11 protein-coding genes are annotated in these 17077 nt (G+C 64.6%); 4 read left to right on the top strand and 7 right to left on the bottom strand.

The window, feature by feature from the left end:
• The first annotated feature begins 192 nt into the window (after positions 1–192).
• On the top strand, positions 193–2268 hold the full coding sequence (locus G572_RS0119395) for a BTAD domain-containing putative transcriptional regulator (RefSeq protein ID WP_029059894.1): 2076 nt from the start codon (positions 193–195) through the stop codon (positions 2266–2268).
• Between the two features lie 86 nt (positions 2269–2354).
• Here the strand turns inward: G572_RS0119395 and G572_RS0119390 are convergent, their stop codons facing one another.
• Positions 2355–3911, bottom strand: a complete 1557-nt coding sequence (locus G572_RS0119390) for a peroxidase family protein (RefSeq protein ID WP_029059893.1) — start codon at positions 3909–3911, stop codon at positions 2355–2357.
• Between the two features lie 755 nt (positions 3912–4666).
• Between G572_RS0119390 and G572_RS0119385 the strand changes: the two genes are divergently transcribed.
• Positions 4667–6172 carry a sigma-54-dependent transcriptional regulator gene (locus G572_RS0119385; protein ID WP_208979160.1) on the top strand — a complete coding sequence of 502 codons (1506 nt, stop codon included), beginning with the start codon at positions 4667–4669 and terminating at the stop codon, positions 6170–6172.
• 62 nt (positions 6173–6234) lie between these two features.
• On the opposite strand, the gene G572_RS24780 is transcribed toward G572_RS0119385, so the two are convergent.
• The 3 genes from G572_RS24780 to G572_RS0119370 all read right to left on the bottom strand — a co-directional run bounded on the left by G572_RS24780 (position 6235) and on the right by G572_RS0119370 (position 10560).
• The gene (locus G572_RS24780; protein ID WP_037547480.1) at positions 6235–8772 is read right to left on the bottom strand and encodes a cation:proton antiporter; all 2538 of its coding nucleotides are present in this window, start codon (positions 8770–8772) and stop codon (positions 6235–6237) included.
• 77 nt (positions 8773–8849) lie between these two features.
• Complete coding sequence (locus tag G572_RS0119375) at positions 8850–9800, bottom strand: DMT family transporter (protein WP_245566259.1); 951 nt, start codon at positions 9798–9800, stop codon at positions 8850–8852.
• Between the two features lie 175 nt (positions 9801–9975).
• A complete protein-coding gene (locus tag G572_RS0119370) occupies positions 9976–10560 on the bottom strand; it encodes a YiiX/YebB-like N1pC/P60 family cysteine hydrolase (protein ID WP_029059890.1) in 585 nt (194 codons plus the stop codon).
• Positions 10561–10811: 251 nt separating this feature from the next.
• On the opposite strand from G572_RS0119370, the gene G572_RS0119365 reads away from it, so the two are divergent.
• Complete coding sequence (locus G572_RS0119365; RefSeq protein ID WP_037547694.1) at positions 10812–12986, top strand: malate synthase G; 2175 nt, start codon at positions 10812–10814, stop codon at positions 12984–12986.
• A 62-nt stretch (positions 12987–13048) separates the two neighbouring features.
• On the opposite strand, the gene G572_RS26350 is transcribed toward G572_RS0119365, so the two are convergent.
• The 3 genes from G572_RS26350 to G572_RS0119350 form a co-directional block, all read right to left on the bottom strand.
• Positions 13049–13444, bottom strand: coding sequence for a PilZ domain-containing protein (locus G572_RS26350; protein ID WP_029059888.1), 396 nt, complete (start codon positions 13442–13444; stop codon positions 13049–13051).
• Positions 13445–13684: 240 nt separating this feature from the next.
• Positions 13685–15106, bottom strand: a complete 1422-nt coding sequence (locus G572_RS0119355) for an ATP-binding protein (RefSeq protein ID WP_029059887.1) — start codon at positions 15104–15106, stop codon at positions 13685–13687.
• On the bottom strand, positions 15103–15831 hold the full coding sequence (locus G572_RS0119350) for a response regulator (RefSeq protein WP_029059886.1): 729 nt from the start codon (positions 15829–15831) through the stop codon (positions 15103–15105). The genes G572_RS0119355 and G572_RS0119350 overlap by 4 nt, the downstream gene beginning before the upstream one ends.
• Positions 15832–16053: 222 nt before the next feature.
• Between G572_RS0119350 and G572_RS0119345 the strand changes: the two genes are divergently transcribed.
• On the top strand, positions 16054–17043 hold the full coding sequence (locus G572_RS0119345; RefSeq protein ID WP_029059885.1) for an EF-hand domain-containing protein: 990 nt from the start codon (positions 16054–16056) through the stop codon (positions 17041–17043).
• The last annotated feature ends 34 nt before the right edge of the window (positions 17044–17077 follow it).

The raw sequence follows: 17077 nt of genomic DNA, 5'->3' as shown, positions 1-17077 counted from the left end.
CGGTCGTCTTGTTGAGGCGACGCGGCGACCGTTGACTGCTGTGAATGGTTGTATTGGTTACAGAATTGCGCAACCATTGAAAAAACAAGGAAAAAAGCGTGCAATAGGCAGGTCACGCAAAGATCGGCAACGTGCGACGGGGCAGAGGCGATTGTGGATAATATTGGCGGGAACGATAAGGCGGAGGCCGGTATGCGCGCGTCCGGCCGGCCGCCGGTGTTGCGCGCATTCCTGCTCGGGCCTCCGCGTTTCGACATAAACGGGGAACCGGTTGTCTTTCGCTCGCGCAAGGCGGAGGGGCTGCTCGCCCGCCTTTGTCTCACACCCGGCGGGCGCCTGTCGCGTGAAACGGCTGCCAACCTGTTCTGGGAGGACAGCTCCGACCATCATGCCCGCTCTTCCCTGCGTCAGACCCTGCTGATCCTGAGACGCATTCTCGAAGCCGCCGGATTCGACGGCCTTGGCAGCGACAAACTCAATATCACGCTCGAGCTTGCCCGGGTGAAAACCGATATCCAGGACCTTGTCGGCGTCGACGGGAGGGTGCCGCGCCGCCTGATCGACGAAAAGCGGCTGTCTGAACGTCTGATCGAAGGGGGAGAGACCCTTTCCGAGCCGTTCACCGCCTGGTTGCGCGTGTGTCGCCAGCAGTTTCATGATCATTTGCGCAGCATCCTGGAGCCGAGGATCGAGCTTGGCGGTGATGACTGGCAAGGCATCGAGGAGGCGTCGGTTGCGCTTTTGAATATCGATCCGACGCATGAACCGGCGTGCCGTGCGTTCATTGCAGCGCGCGCCGTGCGCGGTGACTACACATCCGCCTTGCGGGCCTATGAAGAACTCTGGAACCTGCTGGAGGAGGAGTTCGACACGCAGCCCTCCCGGGAAACCCAGAACCTGATTGTCGACATCAAGCTGGGGCATTTCGCCGACTGGCTGAACCATGAACGCGCGCGCATCGCGAAGACCCCGGCCAGCGCCACCTTGAGCGCGGACGCAGCGCGGCCCGGCGTGGCGCCGGCTTCTACCGTGCGGTCGCCGCCCGTCCCCGACCCTTCCGTCGCACAGGCTCCGCCCGTTGTCGTGGTGGATCCGATCCTGCATGTGACCCTGTCCGATGAGGACACCCGGCTCGCCCGGGTCTTCCGCCATGATCTCGTGGCGCGCCTCGTTCGTTTCAAGGAATGGTCCGTCGCGGACGGGGTGACGGAAAACCTGTCGCAATCCCTCTCACCGCTGTATCGGGTGACGATAAGCGCGATGCGGTCCGGACGCACGCTTTCCTACTCGGTTACGGTCAAGAATGCGCGCACGAACACCTATGTGTGGGGGCGAAACGCGGAACTGGACATCGAGGAATTGTTCGCCCGCCAGCCGGGGCTGGTCGCCGAAATCGCCCTTGCCATGAATGTGAGCATTTCCGCCGAACGGCTGGTCAGCGTGTCGCGAATGCCGGAGGTCTCGGTGGAGCACTACGACCGGCTTTTGGTCGCCCAGCAACTGTACGCTACCTGGCGGATGGACAACTCCGAGCGTGCCGAGCAGATCGTGTCCGCCATTATCGAGGAAAATCCGGATTTCGGGCCGGCCTATTCCGGTCTCGCGCAGATCATCAACACCCGGCACATCGTCTTTCCCGGGCACGGGCTGCACGATGCGGACCTCGAACGCGCCGCCGATCTGGCCCGCGTCGCGCTGTCGATTGATCCGTTCGATGCGCGGGCGCACCTGTGTTCCGCCTGGACGGCCGCGCTCCAGCACCGCTTTGCCCAGGCGGAGGCGCATCACCGACGAGCGCTGGCGCTGAACGACAATGATCCCTGGACCTCCCTCTCCGGGGCGCACGGCCTTGCCTATTTCGGCCATGTGCAGGAGGCGTCGCGGATCGCGTTCCAGCTGCGCGACGCCGGACTTCTGACGTCGCCGCTGCACTGGAGCTATTTCATCGGGATCATGTTCACCAGCGGAAATTTCGCAGCGGCGATCAATGCGTTCCGCTATCTCAAGGGCGGCTATCTCGGCGTCGAGGCCTGGTACGTCGCGGCCCTCGCGCTGACCGGACAGCACGACGAGGCCTGCGCACAATGCCGGCGTTTCGAGGAGCGTGTGCGCGAACGCTGGGTGCGTCCGCAGCCCCCGACCCGCGCGGAGGTGGCGCGCTGGATCGGAACCTGTTTCCCAATCAGCGACCGTGCGGTCTGGGACATGTTGCGCGATGGCCTGTCTCGTGCCGGACTGGAGATGCCTGCGGATCTCGCGCCGGAATGAGCGCCTCGGCCGGCACGTCAGGCGACAGGTCCCTTGGCCGGGCCGGCTGATTTTCCGCGCATCATGACCTGGACGATTGCTCCCCGTCAGCTCCAGCGCAGTGCGGTGCCACCAAGCCTCTTGTGCTGCGCCGGCAGGTGTCGTTCGATCCAGCGCACGAGGTCGGGCATTGAGGCCGGCACCCTGGAGCCGAAGACAACCTTCGCGGTTTCCGCCGCGACAATGTTCGACGCGGGCCGGGATTCATGGGCCTCGAGAAGGTTGTAGATCCTGTCGGCAACGATGATGGAGGCAAGCGGGCCAAGGCAGTAGCCATCGTTCGCCGCCGCAGCCTCCGCCAGATGGTAAAGCGTCGGTGGCGGGTTCGTCACCACGCTGCGGCGAAGCCCGGACAGGGCGACGCTTTTGTCGGCATCCAGCCACCTCCGCATGGCTTCCTCGCGCAGGCCCGGTTCGCTCAACCACGGCGACAGGCGGCGGACGTCGGGACGCCGCTCTGCGATAATTCGGCACAGCGCGTCGATCTTGCGGACGCCGGACAAGGTGCATCGCAGCAGGTCGCGGTACGCCAGTCCGGCAGGCTGCCCGGGGACCGGTGGCGCAAACAGCGTCTCGTCCCACAAGGGGGTGTCGCTGCAGGGGGCAATTCTGCCGGACAGCTGCGGCGTAACGATGCCCAGGTCGAAAAATTCGGACCAGCACACAATCCAGTCTCTGTTGAACGGGGTGTGATGCGGACTGCGCACGGATGTGCGTTCCATCACCGCACGCAAGCTATGGGCATGGTCCGGCGCATCCGAAAACCGGTGGGTGTCGCGCACCATCGCATGGCCGATGGACAAGACGGCCTGGGTCAGGTCGGCGATGCCGGCTGCCGGATCTCCATCGTCGCAAAGAGCGCCGCCGGCGCCCGGGACCGCTTCGTAGTGTCGGCGAACCGCCGGGTCCAAAAGCCGTGCAAGCAGGTCCTTTCGCAGGATGCGGTGATAGACATGGGTCAGCCCCGAGCGGGCCACCGCGAAGTGCAGCGCACTGGCTTCGGGCGTCGCCGGTTCACGACCGGTTTCCAACCGGTCCATGGCCAGGTTGTGTGCGATCTGAAACAGGGCGGTGAGCTGCGAAAGAACTGCGTTGTCGTCGTTTCGCACGTCTGCGACAAGCGCGGTCCCCCGGGCGATGCCGTTGCGTATTTCCACGGCCCGGCCGATATCCCGACAAGGGCAGCGCGCGGTGTCCGGCGGTGGGGCTCCGTCGTCGCCGGCCACGCCATCCAGCCGAAAGCGGGTCCGGGGCCAGCCGGAGCGGTCCGCCCCTTGCGCAATGGCTTCGTAGCACCCGGATTCGACCGCTGGTCCGTATCCGTAGAGCGTGTCGAGCATCAATGGACGTGCACGGAGCGACGTGCCGCCCGCACCGTTCGGCAGTCCTTCGCCGAGGGGCTGGTTGACCACAAGGTCGTGCATCACGAATTGCGCGAGATAGGTGTAGCCGGCCGGAATGGCCGGGTTGAGGCGGGCCTTTGCATGTCCGCCGTCTTGTCCGCTCCAGGGGCAGGGCGTGTTTTCGATCTTCCGGGCGAGAAGGCCGAACAGGCGCTCGGTGCCGGCGACATCGGTTTCGCCTTCTGTCCCTGGACATTCCACTCCGACGTATTCGTCGAGGGGTGTCAGAGGCGCGGGGCCGCCGTTTGTACGGTCCGACCTGTAACGCCGCTTGCGTGCGTCCACCCGTTCGCGCAGGCTTGGCCCCCGGCTTCCCCCATGCATGATGCCTGTCTGCCTTTCTGGTGCTGTGGCCTCACAGGAGGTCGCGTGTTCCTTTCGCGCCACGGTCGCCTGTTTTCCTGACCCTTCGGCGTGTCACCGCGATCCGGCTTCGGCTGCGGTCGTGTGCCGCGCCAATGCAATCGTGTAACGCATCGGCGCTCTCCCGAGCTCCTTTCCCGTTCACAGGGTCAAGCCGGCCCCCGATGCAGGCTTGCGGGAGCGGGCGATAGGAGGCCAACGACGGATCTCCTGCAATCTTCGCTCAAAATACAATCAAAGGTGGTTAATTGCACCTTTTGCGTGAAATATTCGTTATTCCGGATTGTGTGTTTGCGCCGGTCACGGCTGCAAAACGGCCATTGGGGCTGCGGAATGCTTGCTCCGTCCCGTGTTTCAGATGCTGTAACGTCGCCGCCCGACCGCTTTCGCGAACCGCGAGGGAAGGGGGCGGTTTCATGAGGCAGGAGCCCTGACATAAAGTGCAGGTTTCCCGACGCGCGCCTATCGCCTAGGGTGACTCGACCGGTGTTTCGGTGACCGCAATGCTGCGGCAACACTCTGCTGACCACGGAACGCAACGCCGGAGTGACGACTAGGGGTGGTTGATTGCACGGATGACAGGGAATTCACCCATGGTCCTCCTGGTGGAGGACACACGTGCGCTGGCTGAAACCTATCAGGCGTATCTCGCGCCACAGGGGTGGGCCTTGCGCGCCGTTGAGACCGCGGCCGAGGCGAAAGCCGCCGTCGAACAGACTGCGCCGTCCGTCGTGGTGCTGGATGTCAATCTTCCGGACGGCAACGGCCTGGACCTGTTGCGCTGGATCAAGGCGCGTCAGGTGCCTTGCGAAGTGGTCGTGATCACCGGCACCGCATCGATCAACATGGCGGTCGAGGCGATGCGCGAGGGCGCGTTCGATTTCGTGATGAAGCCGTTTTCCGCTGACAGGTTGCGGGTGACGCTTCGCAACGCCATCGACCGTCAGATTCTTGCCAACCGTCTCGAGGCGCTGGGCGAGGAAATGGACGGCGACCGCTTCGAGGGAATGATCGGCCGTTCCTTCGCCATGCAGACGGTCTATCGCATTCTGCGCAACGCGGCGCCGACCAATGCCACCGTATTCATCACCGGCGAAAGCGGCACCGGCAAGGAGCTTTGTGCCCATGCGCTTCACTCCCTCAGCCGCCGGGCGCTGGGCCCGCTGATCTCCATCAACTGCGCGGCGATCCCCTCCGGGATGCTTGAAAGCGAGATTTTCGGTCATTCGAGGGGCGCCTTTACCGGCGCGCTGTCGGATCGGCGCGGCGCGGTGCTGTCGGCCGACGGCGGCACGCTTTTTCTCGATGAGGTCTGCGAGATGGACCTCGATCTTCAGTCGAAGATGCTGCGCGTCCTGCAGGAAAAGACCGTGCAGCGCGTCGGCGAGGACACGCCCCAGCCGGTGGATGTGCGTATTGTCTGCGCCACCAACCGCGACCCGGAGGAGGAAGTCGCCGCGGGCCGGTTCCGCGAGGATCTTTTTTACCGCCTGCACGTCGTGCCCGTCGATCTTCCGAGTCTTCGCGAGCGCGACGACGATGTGCTCCTGATCGCGCGCGAGTTTCTCAAGATCTATTCCAGCGAGGACGGCAAGCGGTTTCGCGGCTTTACGCCGGCCTGCGAGGATGCCTTGCTTGGCTATTCCTGGCCGGGCAACATCCGTCAGCTTCAAAACACCATTCGACGGGCGGTGGTGCTCAATGATGCCGAGCTCATGGAGGCGGCAATGTTGCCATTTCAGCAACCGCCGCAACAAAGCGGCACCGGTTCTGCTCCACCGTCCGAAGCTGCTGCGCCCGGCGGTATCGACAGCCCCGCGAGGGGCGGCTCCGGTGCGGCGGACGAGGCATTCGAGGCTGTCGACGGCCCCGGCCTGCCGGCTGCGCCTGCGTTTGACCGGTCCGACAGGGGCGCCGGTTCCGCAGAGCCTATCGATCCGCTCGAAACCGTGATCCGGACCGCCATCGAGAAGGCCATCGCGGCCTGCGACGGCAACATTCCGCGTGCCGCCAATGCGCTGAAGGTCAGCCCGTCGACGCTGTACCGGCGCATCCAGACCTGGAATCAAGACGACGGCCGCGACACGGACGACACCTGACGCTGCTTCACGGATGGCGAAGGATCACCTTGGGTGGCCCGCCGATCGACGGGCTGCGTTCGCTAGCGAACGCTGTCGTGCGGTTCTGTGTGTTCGGTGTCCGTGTCGGGACCGGCCGCCTTGGCATTCATCGCCTGACGTTGCTCCGCAGTCGCGGCGATGTGGTTCTGCAGATCCGGATCCTTGTCCATCAGTTGCTTGAAGTCTGTGCGCGACAAGACGAGGAGGTTGCAGTAGCCGAGCGCGCGCACATCGGCCGTGCGCGGCTCGCCGGTCAGCAATGCGATTTCGCCGAAGACGTCGCCCCGACCGAGACGGATGCGTCGGCTTTCCGTGATCACCTCGACCGCGCCCGAGGAAATGAAATAGGCGGCGTCGCCCCGTTCGCCCTTGGCGATCAGGTGGTCGCCAGGCACGGCAAAGCGGGGCCGCATGAGATGCGCGATCTTCTGGATCCGCTCCTGCGGCAGGTTCTGGAACAGCGGCAATTGGGCCGTGAGCTCGGTGGTGCGCATTCCCATGTCGAGCTTCGGACGCGCATCGGCGCGGGCCCTGGCTTCCTGAACGGCTTTTGCGAGGCTGGAATAGAGTTCCTCGCCAATGAGGTTTTGCGACAAGAGGGCACGATAGGCGTCTTCCTCCATCCGCAGCGCCGCCTTTTGCAGAAAACGCTGGTCCAGGCTGTCGGCGTAGTCGGGGTACTGCAGGCGCAACGCCTCCAGCGCGGTGGTTGTCGCCTCGTGACGGAGATCGAGAATCTCGTTCAGGATTTCCGCGACGCGCTCTCCCAGAAGGGCGGAGATCCTCGAGCGGTTGAAGACGGTGAGTTCATCCAGCGCGATGCGGCTGAGCAGCAGCATTTCGTAGCGGTCGGCGAGAAGACGGGCCAGCCAGCCCTCGTATTTGAGCCGACGCTGGCACCATTGCGCGACGCGCATCGTGCGCGGAAAGGCCAGCGCCTCGCGCGCGGCGCGATTGTATTCGAGACGACCGCCCGCGCGGGCGCGATCCGCGATGTTCCCGATTTTCGCCAGCAGCATCTCGGCCGTGTGAATGGATGCGGTGCGCTGGCGCAAGTGCCGCAGGACGATTTCGCGTTCGCGGTTGGAGATCGACACCAGACCGACGGTGATGCGGTCGCGATCGAGGATGTCTTCCTCGGCGCGCGTCGCGCCGGGCGCATCCGCAAGTCGTTTGCGGTAGTCCGCCTGCACGCGCTCGGCGACCGGCTGGGCGATCCGGTACTCCGACGCTGCCTGCTCCACGCCCTCGCGGACGTTGGAGCCTGCGAGGTCCAGCACCTGGCTGCGCATGGCGCTATCAAGCGGCGACAGCCGGTCGAGGCGGAAGAGTTTGATCAGCGGTTTCAAGGTGGTGCCATAGACGAGCAGCGTGAACAGCACGAAGCCGGTGGCGAGCACCGCGACGAATTGCTGAACCTGCGGATCGATCGCGTCGTTTTCCGTGACGCCGAGGGCGAGTGTCAGTGTGATTGCGCCGCGCATGCCGCCCCATAGCATCACCGTCATGTAGGGCAGGCTGACCGGCTGCGAGAGCCGAAGCCGGCTGAGCAGGGGCAGCAGTCCGAAAAGCACCACCGCTCGCGCGGCAAGGGCGGCCACGATCACGATGGCCAGGAGAAAAAGATCGTCCAGGCCGACGTTGACGAGAAGCTTGGGGATCAGGATCGAGGCAAGCATGAAGATCAGCGAGGAGGCCCAGAAGGCGATCTGTTCCCAGACGTCGTTGAGATAGGTCCAGCCGTCCGGCGTTACTCGCGACGGTCCGGTGAGGTTGATGACGATGCCGGCCATGACCACGCCGACCACGCCCGACACGTCGGCCATATACTCTGCGCTGACGTAGACCAGATACGGCAGGGCGAAGCTCAGGGTCACTTGCGCGAGGCGGAAATCGCGCACGAAGGGCAGGAGGTGCACCAGGATTTGTCCGGCAATGTATCCAAGGACGATCCCGCCGGCGAACTTCCAGAAAAACAGGCTGAGACCGGCTGCAAGGTCGGTTGTCTGTGCGCCGGTGAGGGCGCCGAGCAGAATGACGAAGAGAGCGATGGCGGCTGCGTCGTTCAGCAGGCTTTCGCCTTCCACCAGACGCCCGAGCCGGGCCGGCGCGCCGATGTCGCGAAAGATCGAAACGACGGCGACCGGATCGGTCGTGGCGACAATGGCACCGAGCAACAGGCAGGCAACCAGCGAGAGACCGGAAAAGGGGGCAAGCGCCAGTCCGATGAAGGCTGTCGCCACCAGCACGGCGACAACGGCCATGACGAAAATGACGCCGGCGTCTTCCATCATGCGTCTGACGTCGAGCGTCAGGGTTGTCTGGAACAAAAGCACCGGCAGGAAGATGTTCAGGATGCCTTGCGAATCGAGCGGCAGGTTGACGAAGACGCCGGCGATTTCGTTGAAGGCGTTGGTGCGCGGCGTATAAAGCAGCCAGGCGGCCAGCAGGCCGATTGCCACGCCGACGAGTGCCAGGAGCACGGACGATGTCACCTTCAGCCTTTGTGCCATCGGCTGGATCAGGGAAATCAGCACGAGCAGGCCGGCAATGGCGGCAATGAACAGCGGCGCTTGCATGACGTGGCTACCTCACGGGACGGCCGGCCAGTCCGGCGATCATCTGCATGTAGTCAAATCGCGTTAAGGCCGGGTTGTCACCCCCGCTCGGAGGCAGACGCCGGCGTCGTCGCACGCTGTTTTGCCTTTCTTTCCGACAGGGCAATCCCCATCAGCACCAGCACCAGCGCTGCAGCGTGATAGAAATGAAAGGGCTCTCCCAGAAGAACGACGGCGAGAAACGACGAAAAGATCGGAACGAGGTTGATGAAGACGCCCGCCCGGCCCGGGCCGATCAGCTCCACGCCGCGCATGAAGAAGATCTGCGACAGGAACGAGGGAAAGATCGAGATATAGGCGACGACGAGCCAGCCCTTGGGCGTCGGCCATTGCTGCGTGCCCTGCACGAGCTCGACCGCGAACACCGGCACCGAGACGATGGCCGCAATCACCGAGAGCACGGTGAAAAACACCATTCCCGACACCGCCGGACGTTTGCGCAGCAGGACCGCATAGAGCGAATAGAGCAGGCAGGCGAGGATCATCAGCGCGTCGCCGGGATTGATTTCAAGTCCCGCGAGCCGTGAAAGATCGCCCTGACTGGCGATGAAGGCGACACCGGACATGGTCAGAAGCACGCCGCAGGCCTGCACGGCGCGGATCGGCGTGCGCAGGATGACCAGCGCGCCGAGCAGTACGAACATCGGCATCGACCCCTGGATGATTCCGAGGTTCAGCGCTGTCGTCTTGTGCGCGGCTATGTAGAAAAGTGCATTGAAAGCGGTGTAGCCGAACACCCCCATCAGCACCATCACCGGCAGATGGCGTTTCAGGATCGGCCATTCGGCGCGCACCTGACGCCCGTAGAGCGCGACCATGATGCCCGACACGGCGACCCAGCGCAGGAACACGACGGCCAGCGGCGAGACCTGGTCGATCGCCAACCGTCCGGCGATCGTGTTGCCGGCCCAAAACAGCGCGGTCAGGCAAAGGAGCAGGATCGGTTGCGCGAAAAACCATGCGCGAAGGGTCTTGTGGGATGACAGCATGGACCAGCCAGAAACGGGAAGACGACCCCTGCACCGGCAGGGCACCGTTGGAAGATGGGGCCGCGTATCCGGTCTGGCAGCAACAGCGTGACCGTACGGGCGTGTACGGTATCGTATGACGAATTGTGTCGCGGGATGCAAGCCGCGGTGAAGAAAGCGAAAGCGGCGACCGGTTTCAGGAAAGGCCGGGGATCGGACCGGTCGCCAGATAGATCTCCAGACGCGGATCCTTGCTGATGTCGCCCGGATTGGAGCCTGGCTCTCCGCTTGGAACCGTCATGCCGAAGTAGGCGTAATACGCCACCCAGTCGGTGTGGATCTCACCGGTTGTGCTGTCGCGGAAGCTCATCGGGCGTTCCGGGAAGAACGGTGTGCCCTCATTGGCATGCCGGAACATGTCGACGACGAGCTCGCTGCAATAGAGGGCGCCTTCGCCGGTCAGGTAGAGCTGGTCGTAGGGAATGTTGCGCTGTTCTATGCCATAGCGCAGCGCATCGTCGATCAGGTGCCGGTGCGGTGCTTTCAAGCGGCCGAAGAGGAGGCGCGGCTCGCCATTTTCCGTCTGCGAGCGGCGGGAAAAAACCTCGAATTTCGTCAGGCGCACTTCCGGGGGGAACGCCTCCAGGACGAACGTGCCGTGATGGGTCGCGACCACCACGCCCATATGATTGACACGTGCGCCCCGGTAGCCGCTGGTGACCGCCGAGATCGCGTTGTCGGCACTTCCGATTACGCTGAACGCCAGGTCTCCGTCCTGCATCGAACATCTCCTTGCGCCCATGCGTGGCGCCTGTGGTCGAATGAGAGAGGGCAATTAAAGCGTGTATTTTGAGTTGCTGCACCTGAATTCGACGTAGGGTCGGCCGCGTTCCATTTTTTCCTTTTTGGATCAAGTCTTTTAGATTTGTGTCAGATTGACCGGTTAGCCTGTGTTTGGGAAAGTCCGGCAACGTCATTCGCGGCGCGGCTGCGGTCGTGCTGTCGCATCAAACACAGGGAGTGTCCGAGGCCATGGATCGCATTGAAATTGCCGGACTGAAGATCGACGCCAAGCTTCACCGTTTTGTCGAGGATGAAGCGCTGGCGGGAACCGGCGTGACGTCACAGGATTTCTGGAACGGATTGTCTCAGATCATCCACGATCTTGCTCCCGGAAACCGCGGTCTCCTGGCCAGACGCGATGCGCTCCAGGCGCGCATCGACGACTGGCACCGGGCAAATCCCGGTCCGGTCGATCTTGGCGCCTACAAGACCTTCCTGAAGGAGATCGGCTATCTGGTTCCCGAGGGCGAGGCGTTTTCCGTCACGACGGAGAATGTCGATCCGGAAATCGCGACGCTCGCCGGTCCGCAGCTCGTCGTGCCGATCACCAACGCGCGCTATGCGCTGAATGCGGCCAATGCCCGCTGGGGCTCGCTCTACGATGCGCTCTACGGCACCGACGCCATGGGCAGCACGCCGTCCGGCGGCGGCTACGATCCGGCGCGCGGCGCCGAGGTGATCGCCTTCGCCCGCGCCATCCTAAATGAACGTTTCGAGCTCGACGGGGACTGGAGCGATGCGACCGGCCTGTCCGTTGTCGAAGGCGCCTTGCAAGTGGCCGGGGCCGGCGGAGCGGCGATGACGCTCGCCGACCCGTCGCAATTCGCCGGCTATCGCGGCGCCGCCGACGCCCCGCAGTCGGTGCTTCTGGTCAAGAACGGCCTGCATGCCGAGATCGTCATCGATCGCTCCAGCCCGATCGGTGGCTCCGACGGCGCGGGTATTTCCGATATCGTTCTGGAATCGGCGGTCTCGACCATCATGGATTGCGAGGATTCCGTCGCGGCCGTCGATGCCGAGGACAAGGTTGTCGCCTATCGCAACTGGCTCGGCCTGTTGAAGGGCGATCTGGTCGCGAGTTTCGAAAAGGGTGGCAAGACGCTTGAGCGCCGCATGGCCGGCGACCGCACCTACTCCACGCCGATGGGGGGCGAGCTTCGCCTGCACGGACGGTCGCTGATGCTGGTGCGCAACGTCGGCCACCTGATGACGACGCCCGCGATTCTCGACCGCGATGGCGCGGAGGTGCCGGAAGGCATGCTGGACGGCATGATGACCGCGCTGATTGCCATGCAGGATATCGGCACCGGCGGCTCCGATGGCGGCGGGCGGCGGATGAACTCCCGTGCCGGCTCGCTTTACATCGTCAAGCCGAAGATGCACGGGCCGGAGGAGGTCGCCTTTTCCGAGATGCTGTTCACCCGCATCGAACAGGCGCTGGGCCTTCAGCCCAACACCTTGAAGATGGGCATCATGGACGAGGAGCGCCGCACCACGGTCAACCTCAAGGAGTGCATTCGCGCGGCCTCGGCACGCGTGTGCTTTATCAACACCGGCTTCCTCGACCGCACCGGCGACGAGATGCACACCTCGATGGAAGCCGGCCCGATGATCCGCAAGGGCGACATGAAGGCGGCCGCCTGGATCCAGGCCTATGAAAACTGGAACGTCGACGTGGGGCTGGAGTGCGGGCTTCCCGGTCACGCCCAGATCGGCAAGGGCATGTGGGCGATGCCCGACCTGATGCAGGCGATGCTGGAGCAGAAGATCGGCCATCCCCGCGCCGGCGCCTCGACCGCATGGGTTCCCTCGCCGACGGCGGCGACGCTCCATGCGCTGCATTATCACGTTGTCGACGTTGCAGCGCGCCAGGCCGAACTCAAGGCGCGCGGCCGGGCCAGCCTCGACGACATCCTGTCGATCCCGGTGGCGGAGCGCCCGAACTGGTCGGCGGAGGAAATCCAGTCCGAACTCGACAACAACGCCCAAGGGATCCTCGGCTATGTCGTGCGCTGGGTCGACCAGGGTGTCGGCTGTTCCAAGGTGCCGGACATCAACGACGTCGGCCTGATGGAAGACCGCGCCACCCTGCGCATTTCTTCCCAGCATATCGCCAACTGGCTGCGCCACGGCGTTTGCAGCGAGGAGCAGGTGACGGAAACGATGAAGCGTATGGCGGCCGTGGTCGACAAGCAGAACGCCGGCGATCCGCTCTATCGCCCGATGGCAGCCGATTTCGACGGGTCCGTCGCCTTCCAGGCGGCCTGCGATCTGGTGTTCAAGGGCCGCGAGCAGCCGTCGGGCTACACCGAGCCGGTGCTGCATGCCCGTCGCCTGGAGGCGAAGGCCGCGCAGCGCGGCTGACCGGGCTTTCGGCCATCGAGGACAAGACGCCGGGGCGGTTCGACAGAGCCGCCCCTTTCGCGTCAGTGCGGAGACGTTCGAAAGGACCGGCCGATGCGTTCGTTCAAGAGCAGGCCGGAGCCGTCCCGACGAAGCAGCGCTTTCAACCGGTCCTGTTCCGCGGCGCTGTAGACAAACCGCCAGCCGGAGTGTGTGCCGTTGCGCCAGCGTTGTTCTGCGAGGATTTCAAGCCCGTAGGCAAGAATGGCGATGCGCGCGCTGATGGCAAACCTCGGCAGATCCGGGCAGCGGATCCGGCATCCGGTCAGGCTCACGTCGAGCATCCGTGCCGGGATCGGCCCCCGCATGGTGATGACCATCACCTGGGTCGAGCCATTGGCCCGAGGCGTCGAGCGTCGCTCGTCGACAACCGTTCGGGGCCGTTGGCTGCCCGATGACTGCGAAGCAAGGTTGGCCATGCCGTTTCCTCTTGCCCGGGCCGCCCTGCCGCTGCTGCGGAACGGCACCCCTTCCGGCGCAATCATTGTGAAACAGGGCCGTGAAAATCAAGCGGCTTGCGAAACTACGACGGCGTTTTCACGCTAACGATCTGCGATTGTTCCGGAAATCCGCCGAATGTACGGCCGTGAAACTGTGCGTTGCAACAAAACGGTTCCCGAACCCGGCGCCCCGGGCGGCAAGTTCGAATCGAGATGCGCTCATGCGGGAAGTGTCACGCGCGCCTCAAGTCCGCCGCCGGAGCGGTTTTCCAGCGTCAGGGAACCGCCGTGAGCCTGAACGATGGAGCGGGCGATCGACAGTCCGAGACCGATGCCGCCGGTGTCTTCGGACCGCGATTCTTCCAGCCGCACGAAGGGGTCGAAAACATCGCCGAGGCGGGCCTCGGGAATGCCCGGGCCCCGGTCGCGCACCCGGATCTCCGCTCCGTCGCGCGTGGCCGCGACAACGAGGTCGGCGGCCTCGCCGTAGCGCACGGCATTGTCGATCAGGTTGCGCAGGGCCCGCTTGAGGCTCAATGGCCGGAAGCGGGCGACCACGCGCTCGGGGGGCGGCGTGAAGGAGACTTCCTGCCCCATGTCCCGGTAATCTTCCGCGATGGCGTCGATGAATTCGCCGAGGTCTACTTTCGTTGCCGCTTCCCGTGCTGCCTCGTCGCGGGCAAAGGCCAGCGCGGCTTCCACCATGCGCTGCATCTCGTCGAGCGTCTCGATCATCTTTTCGCGGTTTTCGTCATCCTCGATGAACTCCGCGCGGATGCGCAGGGAGGTGATCGGCGTCCGCAGGTCATGACTGATCGCGGCGAGCATCCTTGTGCGGTCGCGCACGAAACGGGTGAGGCGGTCCTGCATGACATTGAACGCCTGCACCGTGCCACGGATTTCCGTGGGCCCGGTTTCGGCAAGCGGCGCGACATCCTCGCCCCGCCCGAGCCGTTCGGCGGCCGCCGACAGCCCACGCAAGGGGCGTGTCAGACGCTGGATGGTGATGGCGACGACGCCCACGATTGCGAGCGCCATCAGCCCGATGGAGACAAGCAGCGGATAGAAGGAATGCGTCGGCAAGCGAAACCGCGTTGCCGCATTGAGCCAGCGGCCGTCGGCAAGCGCGACGCTCATGGTCAGCGAGATCGGACCTCTGTGCCAGCGCCGGCGCCGCGTGTCGCGGTCGGGCCGGTCTGTCGCGTCGGGCGGGCGCGGCCTTTCGCGGAACTGGCGGGGCTCCGTCTTGCGAAGGGCGCGCGGCCCGGGCACGACGTCGACGCGAACGTCGCGATCCTCGCCCAGTTCTTCCTTCAGGAAGCGCACGAACCGTCGTTCCCCGGCTCGGTCGCCGCTTTCCAGCAGCACGGCTGTGTCGTCCACATGAAACCAGAGCAGCGGGCTGGAGACAGCCTGGAGGATGTCGGCATGCTGGGCCTGTGGCGTCGCTTCCAGCAGGCGCACCAGCGAGACCGTACGCGACAGGAAGGTCGTACGGGCCATTTCCACCAGCGCGACCCTGCGCTCTCCTGCGAAGAGCCACAGCGTCAGGCATTGCGCGACGATCAACGCAATCAGCAGGAGCGCGATCAGTTGTCCACCGAGCGAGCCGGGCCAGAGCCGAAACGGTCTGTCGCTCATGATGCCGTGTCCTGAACGTCGGCGGTGAAGGTGTAGCCGCCGCCCCAGACGGTCTTGATCAGTTCGGGCGTTTTCGGGTCCGGTTCGATCTTGCGCCGCAACCGGCTGACCTGATTGTCGATGGAGCGGTCGAACACGCCGGGCGTCCGCCCGGACGTCAGGTCGAGCAACTGGTCGCGCGACAGCACCATGCGCGGACGCTTGAGGAAGGCGACCAGCAACTGGAACTCGCCGCTCGACAGCGGCACCGCGACGCCGTCCGCGCCGCTGAGCAGGCGCTTGGGAACGTCGAGCGTCCATCCCGCGAATGCGAGCGTCTCCGCGTCGACCGGATCGCGATCGCGCGGAACATGCGCCGCACGCCGCAGCACGGCCCGGATGCGCGCGAGCAATTCGCGCGGATTGAAGGGTTTTGTCACATAGTCGTCGGCGCCGATTTCCAACCCGACGATCCGGTCGGTGTCTTCCGCCATGGCGGTCAGCAGGATCACCGGCACCGTTCCCGTCTCGACCAGCGAGCGGCACAGCGACAGGCCATCCTCGCCGGGCATCATGATGTCGAGCACGATCAGGTCGACGGCAGCCGACTTCAGGAACTTGCGCGCCTGCTGGGCGCTGTCGGCGACGGACGCGCGCAGCCCGCTCTTGCGCAGGTAGCGCGCCAGCTGTTCGCGAATGTCGCGGTGGTCGTCGACGACCAGGATATGGGGTTCGTGCTCACTCATGTCCTGCACCCTTGAGAGCGGGGCGTCCGACGTCCGTCGGTCCCGCTTCCTCCCTTTTCTAGGTCATGGAGCCTTGTCGGGAGAAATCTCTTTGTAACCAATTGTAACAGCCTGACAAACAAGCACACCTTGCGACACAAAGGGCGGGTCGCGGGCACAATTTTGCGACATGCGGTCCCTAGGTCTTGTGCATCGCATTCACAGCCGAAAGGATTATTCGCGATGACCAATTTCAAGAAGATCGCCGTTGCCGCCCTCGCCGTGACCCTCACCGGCGCGGTCGCGTTGCCCGCGGTCGCCGATCGCGGCGGGCATGGCTGGGGCAAGGGCTCCGGCAACGGATGGGGCATGTCGGGCGGCCAACGCCGTGGCGGACACGGGCGCGGGATGATGGCGATGCGTTTCATGGAGCGCTTCGATACCGATGCCGACGGCAAGGTCACGCAGACCGAAATCGACACGGTCGTGACCGAGATGTTCACCGGGGCCGACGCCGATTCCAGCGGTGGCGTGAACCTGGAGGAATTCAAGGCCGCGTATGTGCAGGAAATGTCCGACCGGAAGGTACGCGCGTTCCAGCGCCTCGACACCGACGGCGACGGCTCCGTGACCAAGGCGGAATTCGAGGCCCGCGGCGGCGGGATGATGGGTCGTGGCGGACGCGGCATGATGGGCCAGGGCATGATGGGCCAAGGCCGACAAGGCATGATGGGCCAGGGCATGATGGGCCAGGGCCAGGGCATGAAGGGCCAAGGGCAAGGCATGATGGGCCAGGGCCGACAAGGCATGATGGGCCAGGGGCAAGGCATGATGGGCCAGGGCATGGACAATGACAACGGACCGCGCGGCATGCGTGGCGACGGCAAGCGCGGCCAGGGTCAGGCCGGCCGTGAAGCACGGCAGGAAGCCCGGGAGGCCCGGCAGGCTGCGCGCGCGGCGTTGTTTTCCGAAGCCGACGCCAATTCCGACGAGGCTCTGTCGCTTGAGGAATTCGAGGCGGTCTGGGTCCAGCGTCAGGACCGGCGCATGGTGCGCATGTTCCAGCGTCTTGACCGCGACGGCGATCTGACCATCACCGAGGAAGAAGTCGACGGCCGGACCTCGCGGATCGTGTCCATGATGGACAGCAATGGCGATGGCGCGCTGTCGATGGAAGACCACCGGCGTCACCACGGCGGAAAGCGGGGGCAGGGCAAGCGCGGCGGCAATTGAGGCCGTTCGCGTGGAGAGACACCTCCGCTTCGAC

Origin of the sequence: Stappia stellulata DSM 5886 (assembly GCF_000423705.1) — a bacterium.
Taxonomy (GTDB): Bacteria; Pseudomonadota; Alphaproteobacteria; order Rhizobiales; family Stappiaceae; genus Stappia; species Stappia stellulata.
This window is presented reverse-complemented; position numbering and strand designations above follow the sequence as displayed.